The sequence below is a fragment of the Nocardioides sediminis genome, from assembly GCF_003047295.1.
Lineage (GTDB): Bacteria > Actinomycetota > Actinomycetes > Propionibacteriales > Nocardioidaceae > Nocardioides > Nocardioides sediminis.
Window position 1 is genome coordinate 16,913 of record NZ_PZYZ01000002.1, and the last position, 15,850, is coordinate 32,762.

Genomic DNA, 15,850 nt, shown 5'->3' on the forward strand with positions numbered 1-15,850 from the left:
ATGCCGCTCCTAGCGTCGCGGCATGACGCACCAGCGATCCACCCTCGTCGTCGTCGGCCACGGCATGGTCGGCCACCGCTTCGTCCAGGCGGCCATCGAGCGCGGACTCACCGAGACCCACGACATCGTGGTCATCGGCGCCGAACGCCGCCCGGCGTACGACCGCGTCGCGCTCACCAGCTTCTTCGCCGCCGAGAGCGCCGACGAGCTGTCGCTGCTGCCCGAGGGGGAGTACGACGACCCGCGGGTGACGCTGGTCCTCGACGCCGAGGTGACCGAGGTCGACCGCGCCGGCCGCGTCGTCACCTACGTCTCGCCCGCTCCCGGCGACGTCGCCGAGCCGCTGAGCAACCCCGGCCGCGTCGAGACCATCGCGTACGACGCCCTCGTGCTCGCCACGGGCGCCGCACCGTTCGTCCCGCTCGTCGAGGGCCGGGACAAGGACGGATGCTTCGTCTACCGCACGATCGAGGACCTCGAGGCGATCCGGGTGGCCAGCGCGACGGCCACCAGCGGCATCGTCATCGGCGGCGGCCTGCTGGGTCTCGAGGCGGCCAACGCACTCGTGCAGCTGGGGCTCGAGACGCACGTCGTGGAGATGGCGCCGAGGCTGATGCCGGTCCAGCTCGACGGCTCGGGCGGCGCCACCCTGGTGCGGCACATCGAGAAGCTCGGGGTCACCGTCCACGCCGGCGTGCTGACCGAGGCGATCACGGGCGAGGACTCCGTCGCCGGCCTGCGGATGCGTCCCGCCGGCACGGAGGAGGGCGCCGAGACCTCGACCGTGGAGGCCCAGGTCGTCGTGTTCTCCGCCGGCATCCGGCCGCGCGACGCCCTCGCCCGCGAGTGCGGCCTCGACCTCGCCGAGCGCGGCGGCGTGCTCGTCGACGAGCAGTGCCGCACCTCGGACCCGCACGTCTTCGCGATCGGCGAGTGCGCCGCCCCGGCGGGGCGGATGTACGGCCTGGTGGCTCCGGGCTACGCGATGGCCGAGGTCGTCGTCGACGCGCTGCGCGAGGGGCCGGGCACCTTCACCGGTGCGGACATGTCGACCAAGCTCAAGCTGCTCGGCGTCGACGTGGCGAGCTTCGGCGACGCCTTCGCGACCACTCCCGACTCGCTCGAGCTCGTCTACTCCGACGCCGTCGCGGGCGTCTACAAGAAGTTGGTGGTGGCCGAGTCGGAGGACGGGTCGTTCCGGCTGCTCGGCGGCATCCTGGTCGGCGACGCGTCGGCGTACGGCACCCTGCGTCCGCTCGTCGCCAGCGGCATCGCGCTGCCGGCCAACCCCGAGGAGCTGATCCTCCCCGCGAGCCGCGGGAGCATCGAGCTCGGCATGCCCGACGAGGCGCAGGTCTGCTCCTGCAACGACGTCACCAAGGCGCAGGTCGTGCACGCGGTCGCGGAGGAGGGGTGCGAGGACGTCGCCGCGGTCAAGACGTGCACCCGCGCCGGCAGCACCTGCGGCAGCTGTGTGCCGCTGGTCAAGAACATCATCGAGGAGCACTTCGCCTCGGTTGGCAAGGTCGTCGACAAGGGCCTGTGCGAGCACTTCCGGCTCACCCGCCAGGAGCTCTTCGACGTCGTGGCGGTGCACGGCTACCGCCGCTTCGACGACATCGTCGAGGCCCACGGCACCGGCCGCGGCTGCGACGTCTGCAAGCCCGCGATCGCCAGCATCCTGGCCAGCCAGTTCAACGGCCACGTGCTCGACTCCGACACCCGCAGGCTCCAGGACACCAACGACGCCTACCTCGCCAACATCCAGCGCAACGGCACCTATTCGGTCGTCCCGCGGATCCCCGGCGGGGAGATCACCCCCGAGAAGCTGATCGTGATCGGCGAGGTCGCCCGCGACTTCAACCTCTACACCAAGATCACCGGCGGTCAGCGGATCGACCTGTTCGGCGCCCGGATGGAGGAGCTGCCCGCGATCTGGCGCCGGCTCGTCGACGCCGGCTTCGAGTCCGGGCACGCCTACGGCAAGTCGCTGCGCACGGTGAAGTCCTGCGTGGGGTCGACGTGGTGCCGCTTCGGCGTGCAGGACAGCGTCGGGCTCGCGATCGCGCTCGAGCTGAGGTACCGCGGCCTGCGCAGCCCGCACAAGCTCAAGGGCGGCGTGAGCGGCTGCGCCCGCGAGTGTGCCGAGGCGCGCAGCAAGGACTTCGGGATCATCGCGACCGAGAAGGGCTGGAACCTGTACGTCGGCGGCAACGGCGGCGCCGTACCGGCCCATGCCCGGCTCCTGGCCGGCGACCTCGACACCGAGACCCTCATCTCCTACCTCGACCGCTACCTCATGTACTACATCCGCACCGCCGACCGGCTGCAGCGGACCGCGGGCTGGATCGACTCGCTCGAGGGCGGGCTCGACCGGGTCCGCGAGGTGGTCGTCGACGACGCGCTCGGCCTCGGCGCCGAGCTCGAGGCGGAGATGGCCCGGCACGTCGGGTCCTACTTCGACGAGTGGCAGGCGACCCTGGAGGACCCCGACAAGCTGTCCCGGTTCGTGTCCTTCGTCAACGCGCCGGACACCCCCGACCCCGCGATCTCCTTCACCGAGGAGCGCGGGCAGATCAGGCCGGCCGACAGCGAGGGACCCGTCGAGCTCGGCGCCCTGATCCCCGTCGGCGCCCCCGCAGAGGGCGCGGTCCGATGAGCGCCGAGTGGGAGCGGGTCTGCCTCCTCGACGACCTCGAGGTCGAGCGTGGCGTGACGGCGCTCGTGCACGGGCAGGCGATCGCGATCTTCCGCACCCACGACGGCGAGGTCCACGCGCTGGGCAACTACGACCCGTTCGCCCGCGCGTCGGTGCTCGCCCGCGGCATCGTCGGCACGCGGGGCGGCGTGCCGTTCGTCGCCAGCCCGATGCACAAGCACGCCTTCGACCTGCGGACCGGGCGCTGCCTCGACGACGAGACGCACAGCGTCCCCGTGTACGACGTCGCGGTCGAGGACGGCGTCGTCCTCGTGGGGCGCCGCAAGCAGGCCGTGGCGTGAGGCTCGCCACCGGCGTGGCCGAGGATGCTGTGGAGGGTGCCGGCCGCCCGCTCGAGGGCTACCGGATCGGGGTGACCGCCGCCCGCAAGGTCGAGGAGCAGGTCGCGCTGCTCGAGCGCCGGGGCGCGAGCGTCGAGTGGGCGCCGTCGCTGTCCCAGGACCCCAACCGGGTCGACGACGCCGAGCTGAGGGCGGCCACCGAGCGGCTGCTGGCGGAGCCGATCGACATCTTCGTCGCCACCACCGGGATCGGCATGAGGACGTGGTTCGACGCCGCCGAGGCGTGGGGGCTGCACGACGCCCTCGTCGAGGCGATCGGGGCCGCCGAGGTGCTGGCCCGCGGGCCCAAGAGCGTCGGCGCGCTGCGCCGGCGCGGCATCCGGGAGCTGTGGTCACCGGACTCGGAGTGCTTCGAGGACGTGCTCGCGCACCTGCGCGGGCGTGACCTCGCCGGCCGGCGCATCGTCGTGCAGGAGCACGGCCAGTCGCTGTCGATGGTGGCCCACGCGCTGCAGCGCCACGGCGCCCGCGTCGAGGTGGTCACGGTCTACCGCGTGCAGAGCGCCGAGGATCCCGAGCCGATGTTCCGGATGGTCGACCTGATCGCCGACCGCGAGCTCGACGCGGTGACCTTCACCTCCGCGCCTGCGGTCGCCGCGCTGATGGAGGCCGCCGGCGTGACCGGCCGTCGCGACGAGGTCATCGCCGCCTGCCAGGCCGACGTCGTCGCCGCGTGCGTGGGACCGGTGACCGCCGCGGCGTTCGAGATGTGGGGCGTCCCCTCCATCACCCCCGACCGCTCCCGGCTGGCGGCCATGGTCAAGCTCCTCGAGACCGAGCTGCCCTCCCGCAAGGACGGGCTGTCGATCGAGGTCGCCGGCCACACCCTGCTGATGCACGGCGACCTGGTGCTGCTCGACAGCGTGGAGGTCAGGCTCTCGCCCGCCCCGCTCGCGGTCCTGCAGGCCCTGGTGGTCAACCCCGGCCACGTGGTCTCCCGTGCCGACCTGCTCGCGGCGCTGCCGAGCGGCACGGCCGGGTCGGAGCACGCCGTCGAGATGGCCGTCGCCCGGCTGCGGGCGGCGCTGGGCACGCGGGTCGTGCAGACGGTGGTCAAGCGGGGCTACCGCCTGGCCGTTGCCTGAGCCGGTCGCGCGGCGGGTGGGGAACCGGATCGGCGTACGACGGCCGCTCGCGCCCGGTCTCGTTCCCCGGGCCGTCAGCCCCGCGCGACGACGAGCGCGGTGGCGATCGCGGCCACGCCCTCGCCCCGTCCGGTGAGCCCCAGCCCGTCGGTGGTGGTCGCCGACACGGAGACCGGCGCGCCGGCGGCCGCGGCGAGGGCGGCCTCGGCCTCCGCGCGCCGCGGCCCGAGACGCGGTGCGTTGCCGATGACCTGGATCGCGACGTTGCCGATCTCGTAACCGGCCTCGCGCACCCGACGGGCCGCCTCCGCGAGCAGCGTGGCCCCCGATGCCCCGGCCCACTCGGGCTGGGAGGTGCCGAAGTGCGAGCCGAGGTCACCGATCCCGGCCGCGGAGAAGAGCGCGTCGCACGCCGCGTGGGCGGCGACGTCGGCGTCGGAGTGGCCCTCGAGGCCGCGCGGCTCGTCGGGCCACGCGAGCCCGGCCAGGTGCAGGGGCGCCCCCTCGACGAGGCGGTGGACGTCGGTGCCGATGCCGGTGCGCGGGAGGGTCACGGTCGGGGTCTCGGGGCTGGTCACCGGCCCATCATGCCGCGGCGACCGGCGCGCTGACGGCTCGTCCCGTCGGTCACAATGGACCCATGCATCCCTCGTCGCGCCTGCCCTGGGCGCTCGCGGGCATCGTCACCGGTGCCGCAGGCGTGGCGACGAGCTACGCGGTGGCGATGGTGCTGACCATCCGGGAGTCGCCGGTCGTGGCCGTGGCCGAGCTGGTCATCCGGCTCACGCCGGGCGCGCTGGCCGAGCAGGCCATCGACCTCGTCGGCCAGCTCGACAAGCCGCTGCTCGTCCTGGGCACCCTGCTCGTGCTGCTCGCGCTGTCGGCCTGGGCCGGGATCATGGCGCGCACGTCGTGGGTGCGTCCCCAGCTCGTGTGGCTCGGGCTCGCGGCGGTCGGCACCGTGGCGGTGCTGGTGCAGCGGGGGGCCGGAGCGGTCGACGTGATCCCCGTCCTGGTCGGCCTCGCCACCTGGGTGGCGCTGCTCCCGGCGCTGACGGCGCCGTTGCGGATGGCGGAGGCGCACCCCGAGCTGGAGTCGCGCGAGCGCCGGGTGTTCCTGATGGTGGCGGGCGTCCTGGGGCTGGCCGCGATCGGCGTCGGGGTCGCCGGCCGCGTCGTGGGGGCGGGCCGCCGCCACGTCGTCGAGAGCCGGCGGCTGCTGCGCCTGGACGACGTGACGCTCCCGAACCCGCCGCGCGGCGTCTCGACCGGCGTCGAGGGGGTCAGCCCGTGGCAGACGCCCAACGACGACTTCTACCTGATCCACACCGCCATCTCGGTGCCCGCCATCGAGCCCAAGGACTGGCGGCTGCGCATCCACGGGATGGTGGACCGCGAGCTCGTGCTGACCTACGACGACCTCATCGCGCGCGGTCTGACCGAGTCGTGGATCACCCTCGGCTGCGTCAGCAACGAGGTGGGCGGCGGCCTCATCGGCAACGCCTGGTGGAGCGGCGTGCGCATCGCGGACCTGCTCGCCGAGGCCGGTGTCCGGGGCGACGCCGACTGCGTCCTCCAGACCTCCGAGGACGGCTGGGACTGCGCCACCCCGCTCAGCGCCATGACCGACGACCGCGGCGCCCTGCTCGCGGTCGCCATGAACGGGCGGCCGCTGCCCATCGAGCACGGCTTCCCGGTCCGCTCGATCGTCCCGGGGCTCTACGGCTACGTGTCGGCGACCAAGTGGGTCGTGGACTACGAGGTGACCCGGTTCGCGGACGTGTCGGCCTTCTGGACCCAGCGCGGCTGGTCCGAGCTCGGCCCGGTCAAGATCGCCTCACGCATCGACGTGCCCCGCTCCGGCGCCGACGTCGACCCCGGGTCGCTCCGGATCGGCGGCCTGGCGTGGAAGCAGCACACCGGCATCGAGGCCGTCGAGGTCGCGCTCGACGGCGGTGCCTGGCAGCGGGTCGAGCTCGCCGAGGTCCCCAGCGAGGACACGTGGGTGCAGTGGACGGGCACGATCGACGTCGAGCCCGGCGACCACACGCTGCGGGTGCGGGCGATCGGCCGCGACGGCGACGTGCAGACGGGCGCGATCGCGGACGTCGTACCGGACGGGGCCACGGGGTGGCACTCCGTCGACTTCAGGGTGCGCGACGCGTGAGGCTCAGCGGTTGATGACGTAGGCCGTGCCGCCGCTGGCGTTGATCCAGACGTCCTCGAGCTCGTCGCGGTCGTAGACGCGGCGCACGGCGCCGTTGGACGCTCCGGCCGGGTCGTTGACGACCACGTCGCCGTCGGCCTCGAAGCCGACCACCACGAGCAGGTGGCCGTTGCTGGCCGAGATCGGGGCGCCGGTGAGCTGCCGGGTGCCGAAGGCCACCGAGATCACCAGCGGCACGCCGGCGACGATGTAGTCCTCGGCCTCGCGCAGGTTGCGCAGCCGGGTGACGTAGGCGTCGCCGGTGGTCAGCGTCGAGGCGTACGCCGTGTTGAAGGCCCAGTTGCCCGTCCCGCGGTAGGCGTGGTCGTAGACCAGCCGCGCGGTGTGGTCGACCTGCGGGTCGGCGTGCCCGGCCGCGACGGCGGGGAACGGTCCGGGCTGCAGCCCGTAGTGGCCGAGCACCATCGCCACCGACGTGGGGGAGCACCAGGCCTCGCCGCCGTTGCCCCACTGGGGGTAGTGGCCGCGGTGGGTCATCTGGGAGTACGCCGGGACGTCGAGGACCGTGCCGGCCGCCGGGCCGGGCGTCGAGGTCGGGGTGCTGCCCCGCGGGGCGATCGCGCTGGCGACCGCACCGACGCGGTCCACGCGCACCAGCGGACGGGCGGTCGGGCTGCGGTAGAGCTTCACGCGCACCTGCCACTGGGTGACGGGCGCGGCGGCGACCCACGTGTCGACGTTGACCCGGCCGAGGTCGTCGGCCTGGGAGGCCAGCGACCGGCGCTGGACCGCCGGGTTGTCCAGCGTCCACTCGGCCATCGAGTCCCAGCTCGAGGTGCGGCCGTCGGCGGTGCGGGCGCGGACGGCGACCTTGACGACGCTGTCGCCGGTCGTCACCGCCTCCCACGAGGGGATGAGCTCGGTGGCGCCGAACCCGGGGGCCGCCCACGGGGACGTCCAGCTGCCCGTCTGGTAGCTGCGTCCCCGCAGCTTGCCGGGACGCGGCTTCTTGAGCAGCAGGGAGCCCTTGGCCGTGCGGACCCCGCGCATCGTCCCCGCACGCCAGTCGCGCCCCTTGCTCCACGACGTGTGCTGGATGCTCGAGGCCGCCCGGCGCTCGGCCGCCGCGGACGTGCCCGGGTCGGCGCCGGCGGCGGGCGCCAGCGCACCGGGGGCGAGGGCCCCCGCCACGAGGGCGAGGACGGGCAGGGCGAGGAGCGGGCGTCGTACGCGCGAGGGGGCCACGGGGCCACGCTAACCCGCACACGACCCACCTGTCCCACGAGTCACACGGCCCGGACGAATCGGTGCGTGGGCCCTGCGCCCCTAGACTTGCCGGGTGAATCTGCGCCTCCACGACACCGCGACCCGCGAGGTCCGAGACTTCGTCCCCCTCGAGGAGGGGAAGGCGGGGATCTACGTCTGTGGGCTCACCGTGCAGTCCGAGCCGCACGTCGGCCACGTCCGCTCGGCCGTCAACTTCGACGTGCTGCGGCGCTGGCTGACCGCGAGCGGCTACGACGTGCACTTCATCCGCAACGTCACCGACATCGACGACAAGATCCTCGCCAAGGCCGCCGAGCAGGGCCGGCCCTGGTACAACCTCGCCTACGCGATGCACGCCGAGCTCACCAAGGCGCTGGCCAGCATCAACGTGCTGCCGCCGACCTACGAGCCCGGCGCCACCGGCACCGTCCCGGAGATGGTCGAGCTCATCGAGACGCTCATCGCCCGCGGGCACGCCTACGCGGCCGAGGACGGGTCCGGCGACGTCTACTTCGACGTGCGCTCGTGGCCGTCGTACGGCGAGCTGACCCGGCAGCGGGTCGACGACATGGAGCCCGCCGGCGACGCCGACCCGCGCGGCAAGCGCGACCCGCGCGACTTCGCCCTGTGGAAGGGGTGGAAGAAGGGGGCCGAGCCCGAGTCGGCCTCCTGGCCCTCCCCGTGGGGACCCGGCCGCCCGGGGTGGCACATCGAGTGCTCGGCGATGGCGAGCAAGTACCTCGGCCCCGCCTTCGACATCCACGGCGGCGGCGTCGACCTGCGCTTCCCCCACCACGAGAACGAGCTCGCCCAGTCACGCGCGGCGGGCAAGCCGTTCGCGTCGTACTGGCTGCACAACGCCTGGATCACCACCGCCGGCGAGAAGATGAGCAAGTCGCTCGGCAACTCGCTGCTCGTCCCCTCGGTGCTCGAGCGCGTCCGGGGCATCGAGCTGCGGTTCTACATGGTCAGCGCCCACTACCGCTCGCACGTGGAGTTCAGCTTCGAGGCGCTCGACGAGGCGGCGACGTCCTTCCAGCGCATCGAGTCGTTCCTCGACCGCGTGCCGGGCACCGCCGGGGTAGTTGGGGACGAACTCGTAGGCGGATCCGCCGATTCACCCACGAGATCGTCCCAAACTACGCGGCTGCCGGAGGCGTTCGTCGCCGCGATGGACGACGACCTCGGTACCCCGGCGGCGGTCGCGGTCATCCACGACACGGTCCGCGAGGGCAACCGCGCGCTGGCCGAGGGCGCGGACGCCACCCGCCACGCCGCCGCGGTACGTGCCATGCTCGACGTGCTCGGGCTGGACCCCGCCGACCCCGGCTGGGGCGACGGCGGCGGCGCGGAGGCCGAGCAGCTGCGCGAGGCCGTCGACGTGCTCATCACGGCACTGCTCGAGGAGCGCGCGCAGGCGCGGGCCGACAAGGACTGGGGCCGGGCGGACGCGATCCGGGACCGCATCAAGGCCGCCGGCATCGAGATCGAAGACACGCCCTCCGGGCCGAAGTGGAGCATCTGACATGGCAGGCAACAGCCAGCGCAAGGGCGCGATCCGCAAGTCGGGCAAGGGCCCGACGGCCGGGTCGGGCGGTCGCGTCAAGCGCGGCCTGGAGGGCAAGGGCCCGACGCCCAAGGCGAAGGACCGGCCCTACCACAAGGCCCACAAGGACGCGAAGCGCGCCGAGCGCTCCGAGTCGACCCGGCCCAAGCGGCGTACGACCAAGTCGACCGAGGCCGAGTGGGTGGCCGGGCGCAACTCGGTCGTCGAGGCGCTGCGCGCCGGCATCCCGATCACCGGCGTCTACGTCGCCGAGGGCGCCGAGCGCGACGGCCGGCTGCGCGAGGCCTTCAAGATCGCTGCCGAGGAGGGCTACTCCCTGCTCGAGGTGACCCGGGGCGAGCTCGACCGGATGACCGGCGGTGCCGTGCACCAGGGCCTGGCGGCCCGGCTGCCGTCCTACGAGTACGCGCACCCCGACGACCTGCTCGACCTCGCCGCCGAGAAGGGTGAGAAGCCGCTCATCGTGGCCCTCGACTCGGTCACCGACCCCCGCAACCTCGGTGCCGTCGTCCGCTCGGCCGCCGGCTTCGGGGCGCACGGGGTGCTCATCCCCGAGCGCCGCGCCGCCGGCATGACCGCGGCCGCGTGGAAGACCAGCGCCGGCGCCGCCGCGCGCATCCCCGTCGCCCAGACGGTCAACCTGGTCCGCCAGCTCCGGGCCTACCAGGACGCCGGCTGCATGGTGGTCGGGCTGGCGGCGGACGGCGACGTGTCGCTGCCCGACCTCGGCCTCGCCGACGGTCCGCTGGTCGTCGTCGTCGGCTCGGAGGGCAAGGGCCTGGGCCGGCTGGTCGCCGAGACCTGCGACCAGCTCGTCTCCATCCCGATGGCCAACCAGCTCGAGTCGCTCAACGCCGGAGTCGCGGCCTCGGTGACCCTCTACTCGGTCGCCCAGGCACGCGCCACCGCGTGAGTCGCACCCGCCTCGCGTCCACCGCCCTCGTGGCGGTGGGGTCGCTCGTGGTCGCCGTGGTCGCGGGCGTCACGCTGTTCCTCTCCGGGAGCCGGACGGTGGTGGTGGCCAGCCACGACGCCACCGTGCGGCCGACCCTGGACGGGGACGTCGTGGTGCGCACCGGGCCGCTGCTCCCCGACGTACGACGCCAGGGTGACGGTCCGGTGGGCGTCGACATGGTGCTCGGCAAGACCGAGGCGTCCTCCGCGGACGAGCTGATCGCCCGTTACGCGTTCATCGCCAGCCAGCCCGAGTCCCAGGTGGACAAGGTGCAGGCGGCGGTCGAGGACATCGCGATCTCGGCGGCGGTCCGCGGCCTCGGGCTCGGTCTCGTGCCGCTCGCCGTGTGGCTGCTCCTCGGACCCCACCGGCGCGGCGAGCTGTTCCGCGGCCTGCGCACCCGACGCGGGGCGGTCGGAGCCGTGCTGCTGGTCGCGCTGCCCCTGGCGCTGTGGCAGCCGTGGGACGCCGACGCGGACAGGCAGGAGGACGAGCAGGACTGGATCACGCTGGGTGAGTTCCTGGGCTCCGCGGTGCCGCTGCCCGTGGAGGCCGACGGGATCGAGGTCCGCACCGGCCCGACCACGACCCAGACGAGGCGACTGATCGCCAGCGCGGTGAGCACCTACGACAAGAGCAAGGCGTTCTACGCCGAGGCGGCCGAGACGGCGGCGGACCTCGACGTGCGCGTGCCCGAGGAGGGCGAGACGGTGGCGCTGCTGGTCAGCGACCGGCACGACAACATCGGGATGGACCCGGTCGCGCGGGCCGTCGGGGACGCCGCCGGGGCCACCGTGGTCCTCGACGCGGGCGACGACACCTCCACCGGCCAGCCCTGGGAGGCGTTCAGCCTGGACTCCCTGGACCGCGCGTTCGGCGACCTCGACCGCTTCGTCGTCGCGGGCAACCACGACCACGGCGAGTTCGTGATCGGCTACCTCGCCGACCTGGGCTGGACGACGCTGGACGGTGAGGCTGTCGAGGGACCCGGCGGAGGTCTCATCCTCGGCGTCGACGACCCGCGGTCGAGCGGCCTCGGCGACTGGCGCGACGAGTCGGGCCTGAGCTTCGGCGAGGTCGAGGGACGCCTCGCCGAGGTGGCGTGCGAGTCCGAGGACCGCATCTCCACGATGCTCGTCCACGACGCCAACCTGGGCCGGGAGGCGCTCGCCCGCGGCTGCGTCGACCTGGTGGTCGGCGGCCACACCCACGTGCAGCGCGGGCCGGAGGCGGTCGTCGGGGAGGAGGGCCGGATCGGCTGGACCTACACCAACGGCACGACCGGCGGCGCGGCGTACGCGATCGCCGTCGGCAGCAAGCCGCGGCGCGACGCCGGCATGAGCCTGGTGACGTACGACGAGGAGGGGCGCCCCGTCGGCGTCCAGGGGATCCGCCTGCAGACCGACGGCACCTTCGTCGTCGGGGAGTACGCGCCGCTGACCTACGAGTGACCCGCGGGTGACCTGCAGCGGCGGTGAGTGGCGACCCCCGTGCGCCACCCACCTCCGTGCGTCCCCGCGCGGTCCCGGTCGACGGCCCCCATGCGCGTCGCCGGCACGACTCGCGCGGTCACACCATCGTCGTCGGGGACGGGCGCGGGCGCAGCCTTGTTTCACTGTCGGCAAAGCCTGCAACACGCCGCGGAGCCACCACGGCGAGGAGGGGCGCGGACACCGACCGATACTGGGGCGGTGGCCGGCAGCCGGATGATCACCGTGGACGACGCGACGGCGCTCGACGGCGCCGCCGTGGACGTGGCGGCCCGGATCGCGTGGGTGCTCCGGATGGCGCGCACCACCGCCGACCTCCCCGACACCGGGCTGCGGCAGCTCGCCCGACGGCTGGGGACCAGCACCGCCCGGCTCTCCCGGATGGAGACCGGTCAGCTGCGCGACGGCCGGCTGGTCGACGCCTACGAGGAGGCCCTCGGCCTGCCGGAGGGGTCCCTGCGCGCGCCCGTCGACATCCTGTGCCGGACGTTCCCCGAGGCCAGTCCGCGGGACTCGGACCCCGGGCGGGCCGTCGACTCGGTCGCGGACCTCTCGCGGCTCACCGAGCGGCTGGAGCGGCCCGAGCCCGCCCCGGGCGGGGCCTGGCTGCGGTGGGCCCGGACGATGTCGGCGCCCGGCAACATCGGCCTGCCGGAGCGTCACGCCCTGCCGCTGCTCGAGCGGCTCGTGTCGGAGCTGGCGAGGTCGGTGGCCCACGCGTACCACACGCGCTACGAGGCCCTGGCGCTGATGAGGTGCAGCGCCTACGGCCACCTCGTCCTCCAGATCGCCCGGACCGAGCTGGCTCGCCCGCACGCGCACGGGCTCGGTGACCTGATGAGTGCGGTCGGGGAGTCGACGACCCCCGACGGGCTCGACTGGTGCCTGGACCTGCTCCGCGGTGGGACCGACCGGGAGGCGACCCTGGGTGCGCTGGCGATCGAGAACATGGGCCAGGTCGGGGGCGACCGGTTCTGGAGGGACGTCCTCCCGAGCGTGGTCGCGGCCTTCGACGCCACGGAGCCGGGGACCGTCTCCGAGGAGCTAGCGGCCCACCTCGTCCGGCTCGTCCCGCCGAGCACCTGGAAGGACAGCGGCCTCGTCCCCGCGCGGCCGCTGCCGCCGGCCACCGTGGCGGCCAAGGTGTCCAAGGACCAGGCCGACCACCGGTGGCGCGAGTGCCTCGACGCGGCCCGCGCCATCGGCACCGAGGCCGGCGTCGGCGACCAGCCGCTGCTCGCCCGGCTGGTCCACGACATCGCCTTCGGGCCGTGGGCGACCCGGGCCGCCACGTCCTTCATGCTCCTCGCCGCGGTGCCGGCGCTCGCCGGACGGGCGGCAGCCCACGTGGCCCGGATCGCGGAGGACACGTCCGACCCGCACGTCCGCGAGCGGGCGGTCCAGCGGCTGCCCGGGCTGGTCAACGGCAGGGACCTGCCTTCCCTGGACCGGTGGCTGTCCCACGACGACCCCGCCCTGCGTCGTACGGCGATCGCAGTGGCCGGCTCGGCCGGGCGCCGCCTCCCCGAGGACGTCCTGCGCCGCGCGCTGATGGACCCCGCCACGCGGCGTCGGGCGATCGGCGCCGCGGGCCTGAGCGGGCACCCGCTGCTGGCGGAGGTCGCCGTCTCCCCGGAGCTGCCCGTCGACGTGAGGGAGGCCGCCCGGTGGTGGCTCGAGCAGGGCGGCCGGGTCGCCGGGTGACGCCTCAGAAGTAGTCGCGGACGTGCACCTGCCGGCCGCCGAGGAGCGCGTCCAGCACGGCGTCGGAGCCGTCGTCGCCGTGCATCAGCCCGGCGAACCGGACGGCGGCGCAGGACTGTGCTCCCGACAGCAGCAGCGCCAGCCCGCGCGGGGCCAGGACCGGTCCACCGTCCGCCGCGTCCCCGGGCACGCAGGTCGAGGTGTCGTCGGCTCCCGTGGTGAGCAGCCAGTGCCCGTCCGTGGTGCCGAGCAGGTCACCCTCCACGGAGAACGGGACGCGGGCGTCGAACGGCCCCAGGCGCAGCCCGGTGAGGGCGCCGGCGACGTCGTGGACGCGCACCATGTAGGGCACCTGTCGAGTGGTCCGCCACTCCGCGAAGGGCAGGGCGAGGCGGACCGGGTCCTCGCCCGAGGTGCTCAGCCGCACCCGGCCGGTGACCGACGCGTGGCTGCCGAGCATCGCCCACAGCGAGCGGGTCGCGCCGGCGTGGAGCGAGACCAGGTCGTCGACGACGATGGTGGAGGTCTCGTCGTACCCGGTGCCGCGGTGCCAGGAGGCGAAGCCGACCACCTCGCCAGGGCGGTGGCCCACGACCGGCTCGTCGACGACGGCGAGCGTCACGGCGGTGAAGGACCCGAGCAGCTCGTCCGCGGCGGCGGGGAACGACGGGCCCGTGCGGGTGAGCGGACCGTTGTGGGCGGCGGCCCACGAGGCGTAGACGCGTCGCAGGTCGTCCACGTCGTCGACGGTGGCCCGGCGCAGCCGCACCGCGGGGTCGGGGGTCACGCGGGAGAGCTGCGCGGTGGCGAGCTCGACCTCGAGCAGGCTGGTCACGACCTCGTAGCCGTAGCGCCGGTAGATGCCGGGCGCGGTGGGGTAGAGCGTCGAGAGCACCTCGCCGCGCTCCCGCCGCCCCTCGTCGAGCACGGTGCGCATGAGGTCGTCCAGCAGGCCCGCACCGCGGCTCTCGGCCGCGACGGCGACGCCTGCGATGCCGCAGGTCGGCACCTCACGGCCGTGCCACCACGAGTGGTACTCGCGGCCCATGACCCGGGCCACGAGGCGGTCGCCCTCCCACGTGCCCCACGAGTGGCGACCCGGCAGCGGCCAGGCGTCGGGGCTCGGGGGAGTGAAGCCGGCGGGGAGGTCGCCGAAGGCCTCCGCGCTCAGCGTCACCGACGCGGCGATGTCGGCCGGGCCGATCGGTCGGGTGGCGCTCATGCGACCGGGGAGCCGGGGGCGCCGGAGGACCGGGGGCCGCTGGGCGCGTCGGAGGGCTCCGCGTCGCCGGGGGCGCTGGAGCCGTCCTGGGCGTCGGACCCGGCGGCGATGAGCTCGTCGGGCTTCTCGGTGAGCACGTTGTCGATGTAGTCGCGCGCGGTGTCGAAGATGCCGACCTCGTGCCCGGCCCGCTCCGAGAGGTACCAGCGGTGGACCAGGATCTCGTGGTAGATCTCGGCGGGCTCCAGCTTGCCGCGAGCCTCCCGGGGGACCATCTCCATGATCGGCTCGTAGATCTGGGTCATCCACCGACCCGCGACCAGCTGGCGGTCCTCGCGTCCGAGGTCGTAGTGGGCGGTGAACGACGCGAGGTCGTTGAGCAGGCGCCGGGCCTGGTTGTCCTCGACGTTCATGCCGGTCAGTGCCTGCAGCTCGCGGCGGTGGTGGCCGAGCTCGACCACCTTGGGCTGGATGCGCACCCGGTCGCCGTCGAAGTCGGTGACGATGTCGAGCTCGTCGACGTCGAAGCCCATGTCGTTGAGCCGCTCGATGCGGCTCTCGATCCGCCACATCTCGTCGGCGGTGAACTCCTCCTCGCTGGTGAGCTCGGCCCACAGGCGCTCGTACTGGTCGCGCAGCCGGGTGATGATCGCGAAGCCGTCGAGCTCCTCGCGGACCGTGCCGCTGGCCTGGAGGTCCATGAGCTCGGCGAAGATGTTCTCCGTGCCGATGGTGAGGTCGTGGTCGCGCATCCGGTCGCTGACGTCGTGGTGCAGCTCGCCGGTCTCGGCGTCCACGAGGTACGCCGCGAAGTCGCCGGCCGCGCGCCGGAACAGCACGTTGGAGAGCGACACGTCGCCCCAGTAGAAGCCGGAGAGGTGCAGCCGGACCAGCAGCACGACGATCGCGTCGACCAGGCTGGGGATGCTCTCGGCGGACATCCCGTGCGAGAAGAGGCTGCGGTAGGGGAGGGAGAACCGCAGGTGCTCGGTCATCAGCGCCGCGGGCAGCTCCTCGCCGTCGTGGTCGAGCCGGCCGGTGACGACTCCCTGCGGAGCGACTGCGGGCAGCCCCTCCCGCTGGAGGTCGCGCAGGAGGCGGTACTCGCGGAACGCGATGGCCTCCTGCGTCTCCTTGACGGCGTAGGTGCGGGTGCCGAGCCGGACGATCCGTACGACGTGGCGGCTCAGGCCGCGAGGCAGCGGGACGACGTACTCGTCGGTCCACTCCTCCAGGGGGGTGGACCACGGCAGCTTCACGATCGCCGGGTCGGGGCGACTCGCCACGATGCGCAGGGCCATGGACGCACAACCTACTCCTGCCGGGACGGGTTG

Annotated in this window: 12 protein-coding genes; 8 read left to right on the top strand and 4 right to left on the bottom strand. The window is 73.9% G+C overall.

Annotated elements, in window-relative coordinates; translation table 11 throughout:
• Positions 1–22 precede the first annotated feature (22 nt).
• The 3 genes from nirB to DAI17_RS04925 are packed head-to-tail and all read left to right on the top strand — an operon-like array spanning position 23 to position 4,145.
• The gene (gene nirB / locus DAI17_RS04915; RefSeq protein WP_107771814.1) at positions 23–2,659 is read left to right on the top strand and encodes a nitrite reductase large subunit NirB; all 2,637 of its coding nucleotides are present in this window, start codon (positions 23–25) and stop codon (positions 2,657–2,659) included.
• The gene (gene nirD / locus DAI17_RS04920; RefSeq protein WP_107771815.1) at positions 2,656–3,000 is read left to right on the top strand and encodes a nitrite reductase small subunit NirD; all 345 of its coding nucleotides are present in this window, start codon (positions 2,656–2,658) and stop codon (positions 2,998–3,000) included. The genes nirB and nirD overlap by 4 nt, the downstream gene beginning before the upstream one ends.
• Positions 2,997–4,145 carry a uroporphyrinogen-III synthase gene (locus DAI17_RS04925; RefSeq protein ID WP_234412233.1) on the top strand — a complete coding sequence of 383 codons (1,149 nt, stop codon included), beginning with the start codon at positions 2,997–2,999 and terminating at the stop codon, positions 4,143–4,145. Before nirD ends, DAI17_RS04925 begins: the two co-directional genes overlap by 4 nt.
• Positions 4,146–4,219: 74 nt before the next feature.
• On the opposite strand, the gene ispF is transcribed toward DAI17_RS04925, so the two are convergent.
• Positions 4,220–4,723 carry a 2-C-methyl-D-erythritol 2,4-cyclodiphosphate synthase gene (ispF, locus tag DAI17_RS04930; protein ID WP_234412235.1) on the bottom strand — a complete coding sequence of 168 codons (504 nt, stop codon included), beginning with the start codon at positions 4,721–4,723 and terminating at the stop codon, positions 4,220–4,222.
• A 62-nt stretch (positions 4,724–4,785) separates the two neighbouring features.
• Here ispF and DAI17_RS04935 point away from each other — a divergent pair, with 62 nt between their 5' ends.
• Positions 4,786–6,312, top strand: a complete 1,527-nt coding sequence (locus DAI17_RS04935) for a molybdopterin-dependent oxidoreductase (protein ID WP_107771817.1) — start codon at positions 4,786–4,788, stop codon at positions 6,310–6,312.
• Between the two features lie 3 nt (positions 6,313–6,315).
• On the opposite strand, the gene DAI17_RS04940 is transcribed toward DAI17_RS04935, so the two are convergent.
• On the bottom strand, positions 6,316–7,557 hold the full coding sequence (locus tag DAI17_RS04940; protein ID WP_107771818.1) for a C39 family peptidase: 1,242 nt from the start codon (positions 7,555–7,557) through the stop codon (positions 6,316–6,318).
• Positions 7,558–7,651: 94 nt separating this feature from the next.
• On the opposite strand from DAI17_RS04940, the gene cysS reads away from it, so the two are divergent.
• The 4 genes from cysS (at position 7,652) to DAI17_RS04960 (ending at position 13,294) form a co-directional block, all read left to right on the top strand.
• Positions 7,652–9,103: a cysteine--tRNA ligase gene (gene cysS / locus DAI17_RS04945; RefSeq protein ID WP_107771819.1), complete on the top strand. Its 1,452-nt coding sequence runs from the start codon at positions 7,652–7,654 to the stop codon at positions 9,101–9,103.
• A 1-nt stretch (position 9,104) separates the two neighbouring features.
• Positions 9,105–10,058 (top strand): 23S rRNA (guanosine(2251)-2'-O)-methyltransferase RlmB, encoded by a 954-nt coding sequence (rlmB, locus tag DAI17_RS04950; RefSeq protein WP_107771820.1) that lies wholly within the window; start codon positions 9,105–9,107, stop codon positions 10,056–10,058.
• A complete protein-coding gene (locus tag DAI17_RS04955) occupies positions 10,055–11,551 on the top strand; it encodes a metallophosphoesterase family protein (RefSeq protein ID WP_234412238.1) in 1,497 nt (498 codons plus the stop codon). Before rlmB ends, DAI17_RS04955 begins: the two co-directional genes overlap by 4 nt.
• A gap of 240 nt (positions 11,552–11,791) precedes the next feature.
• A complete protein-coding gene (locus DAI17_RS04960; protein WP_107771821.1) occupies positions 11,792–13,294 on the top strand; it encodes a hypothetical protein in 1,503 nt (500 codons plus the stop codon).
• A 4-nt stretch (positions 13,295–13,298) separates the two neighbouring features.
• On the opposite strand, the gene DAI17_RS04965 is transcribed toward DAI17_RS04960, so the two are convergent.
• A complete protein-coding gene (locus DAI17_RS04965) occupies positions 13,299–14,516 on the bottom strand; it encodes a GNAT family N-acetyltransferase (RefSeq protein WP_107771822.1) in 1,218 nt (405 codons plus the stop codon).
• Entirely contained in the window at positions 14,513–15,817 is a 1,305-nt protein-coding gene (locus DAI17_RS04970; RefSeq protein WP_107771823.1) for a DUF4032 domain-containing protein, read from the bottom strand. Before DAI17_RS04970 ends, DAI17_RS04965 begins: the two co-directional genes overlap by 4 nt.
• Positions 15,818–15,850: the final 33 nt, after the last annotated feature.

Coding starts and splice junctions, on each gene's coding strand:
- rlmB (WP_107771820.1), top strand. CDS start 9,105: ATGGCAGGCAACAGCCAGCGCAAGGGCGCGATCCGCAAGTCGGGCAAG.
- DAI17_RS04965 (WP_107771822.1), bottom strand. CDS start 14,516: ATGAGCGCCACCCGACCGATCGGCCCGGCCGACATCGCCGCGTCGGTG.
- nirD (WP_107771815.1), top strand. CDS start 2,656: ATGAGCGCCGAGTGGGAGCGGGTCTGCCTCCTCGACGACCTCGAGGTC.
- nirB (WP_107771814.1), top strand. CDS start 23: ATGACGCACCAGCGATCCACCCTCGTCGTCGTCGGCCACGGCATGGTC.
- DAI17_RS04935 (WP_107771817.1), top strand. CDS start 4,786: ATGCATCCCTCGTCGCGCCTGCCCTGGGCGCTCGCGGGCATCGTCACC.
- DAI17_RS04970 (WP_107771823.1), bottom strand. CDS start 15,817: ATGGCCCTGCGCATCGTGGCGAGTCGCCCCGACCCGGCGATCGTGAAG.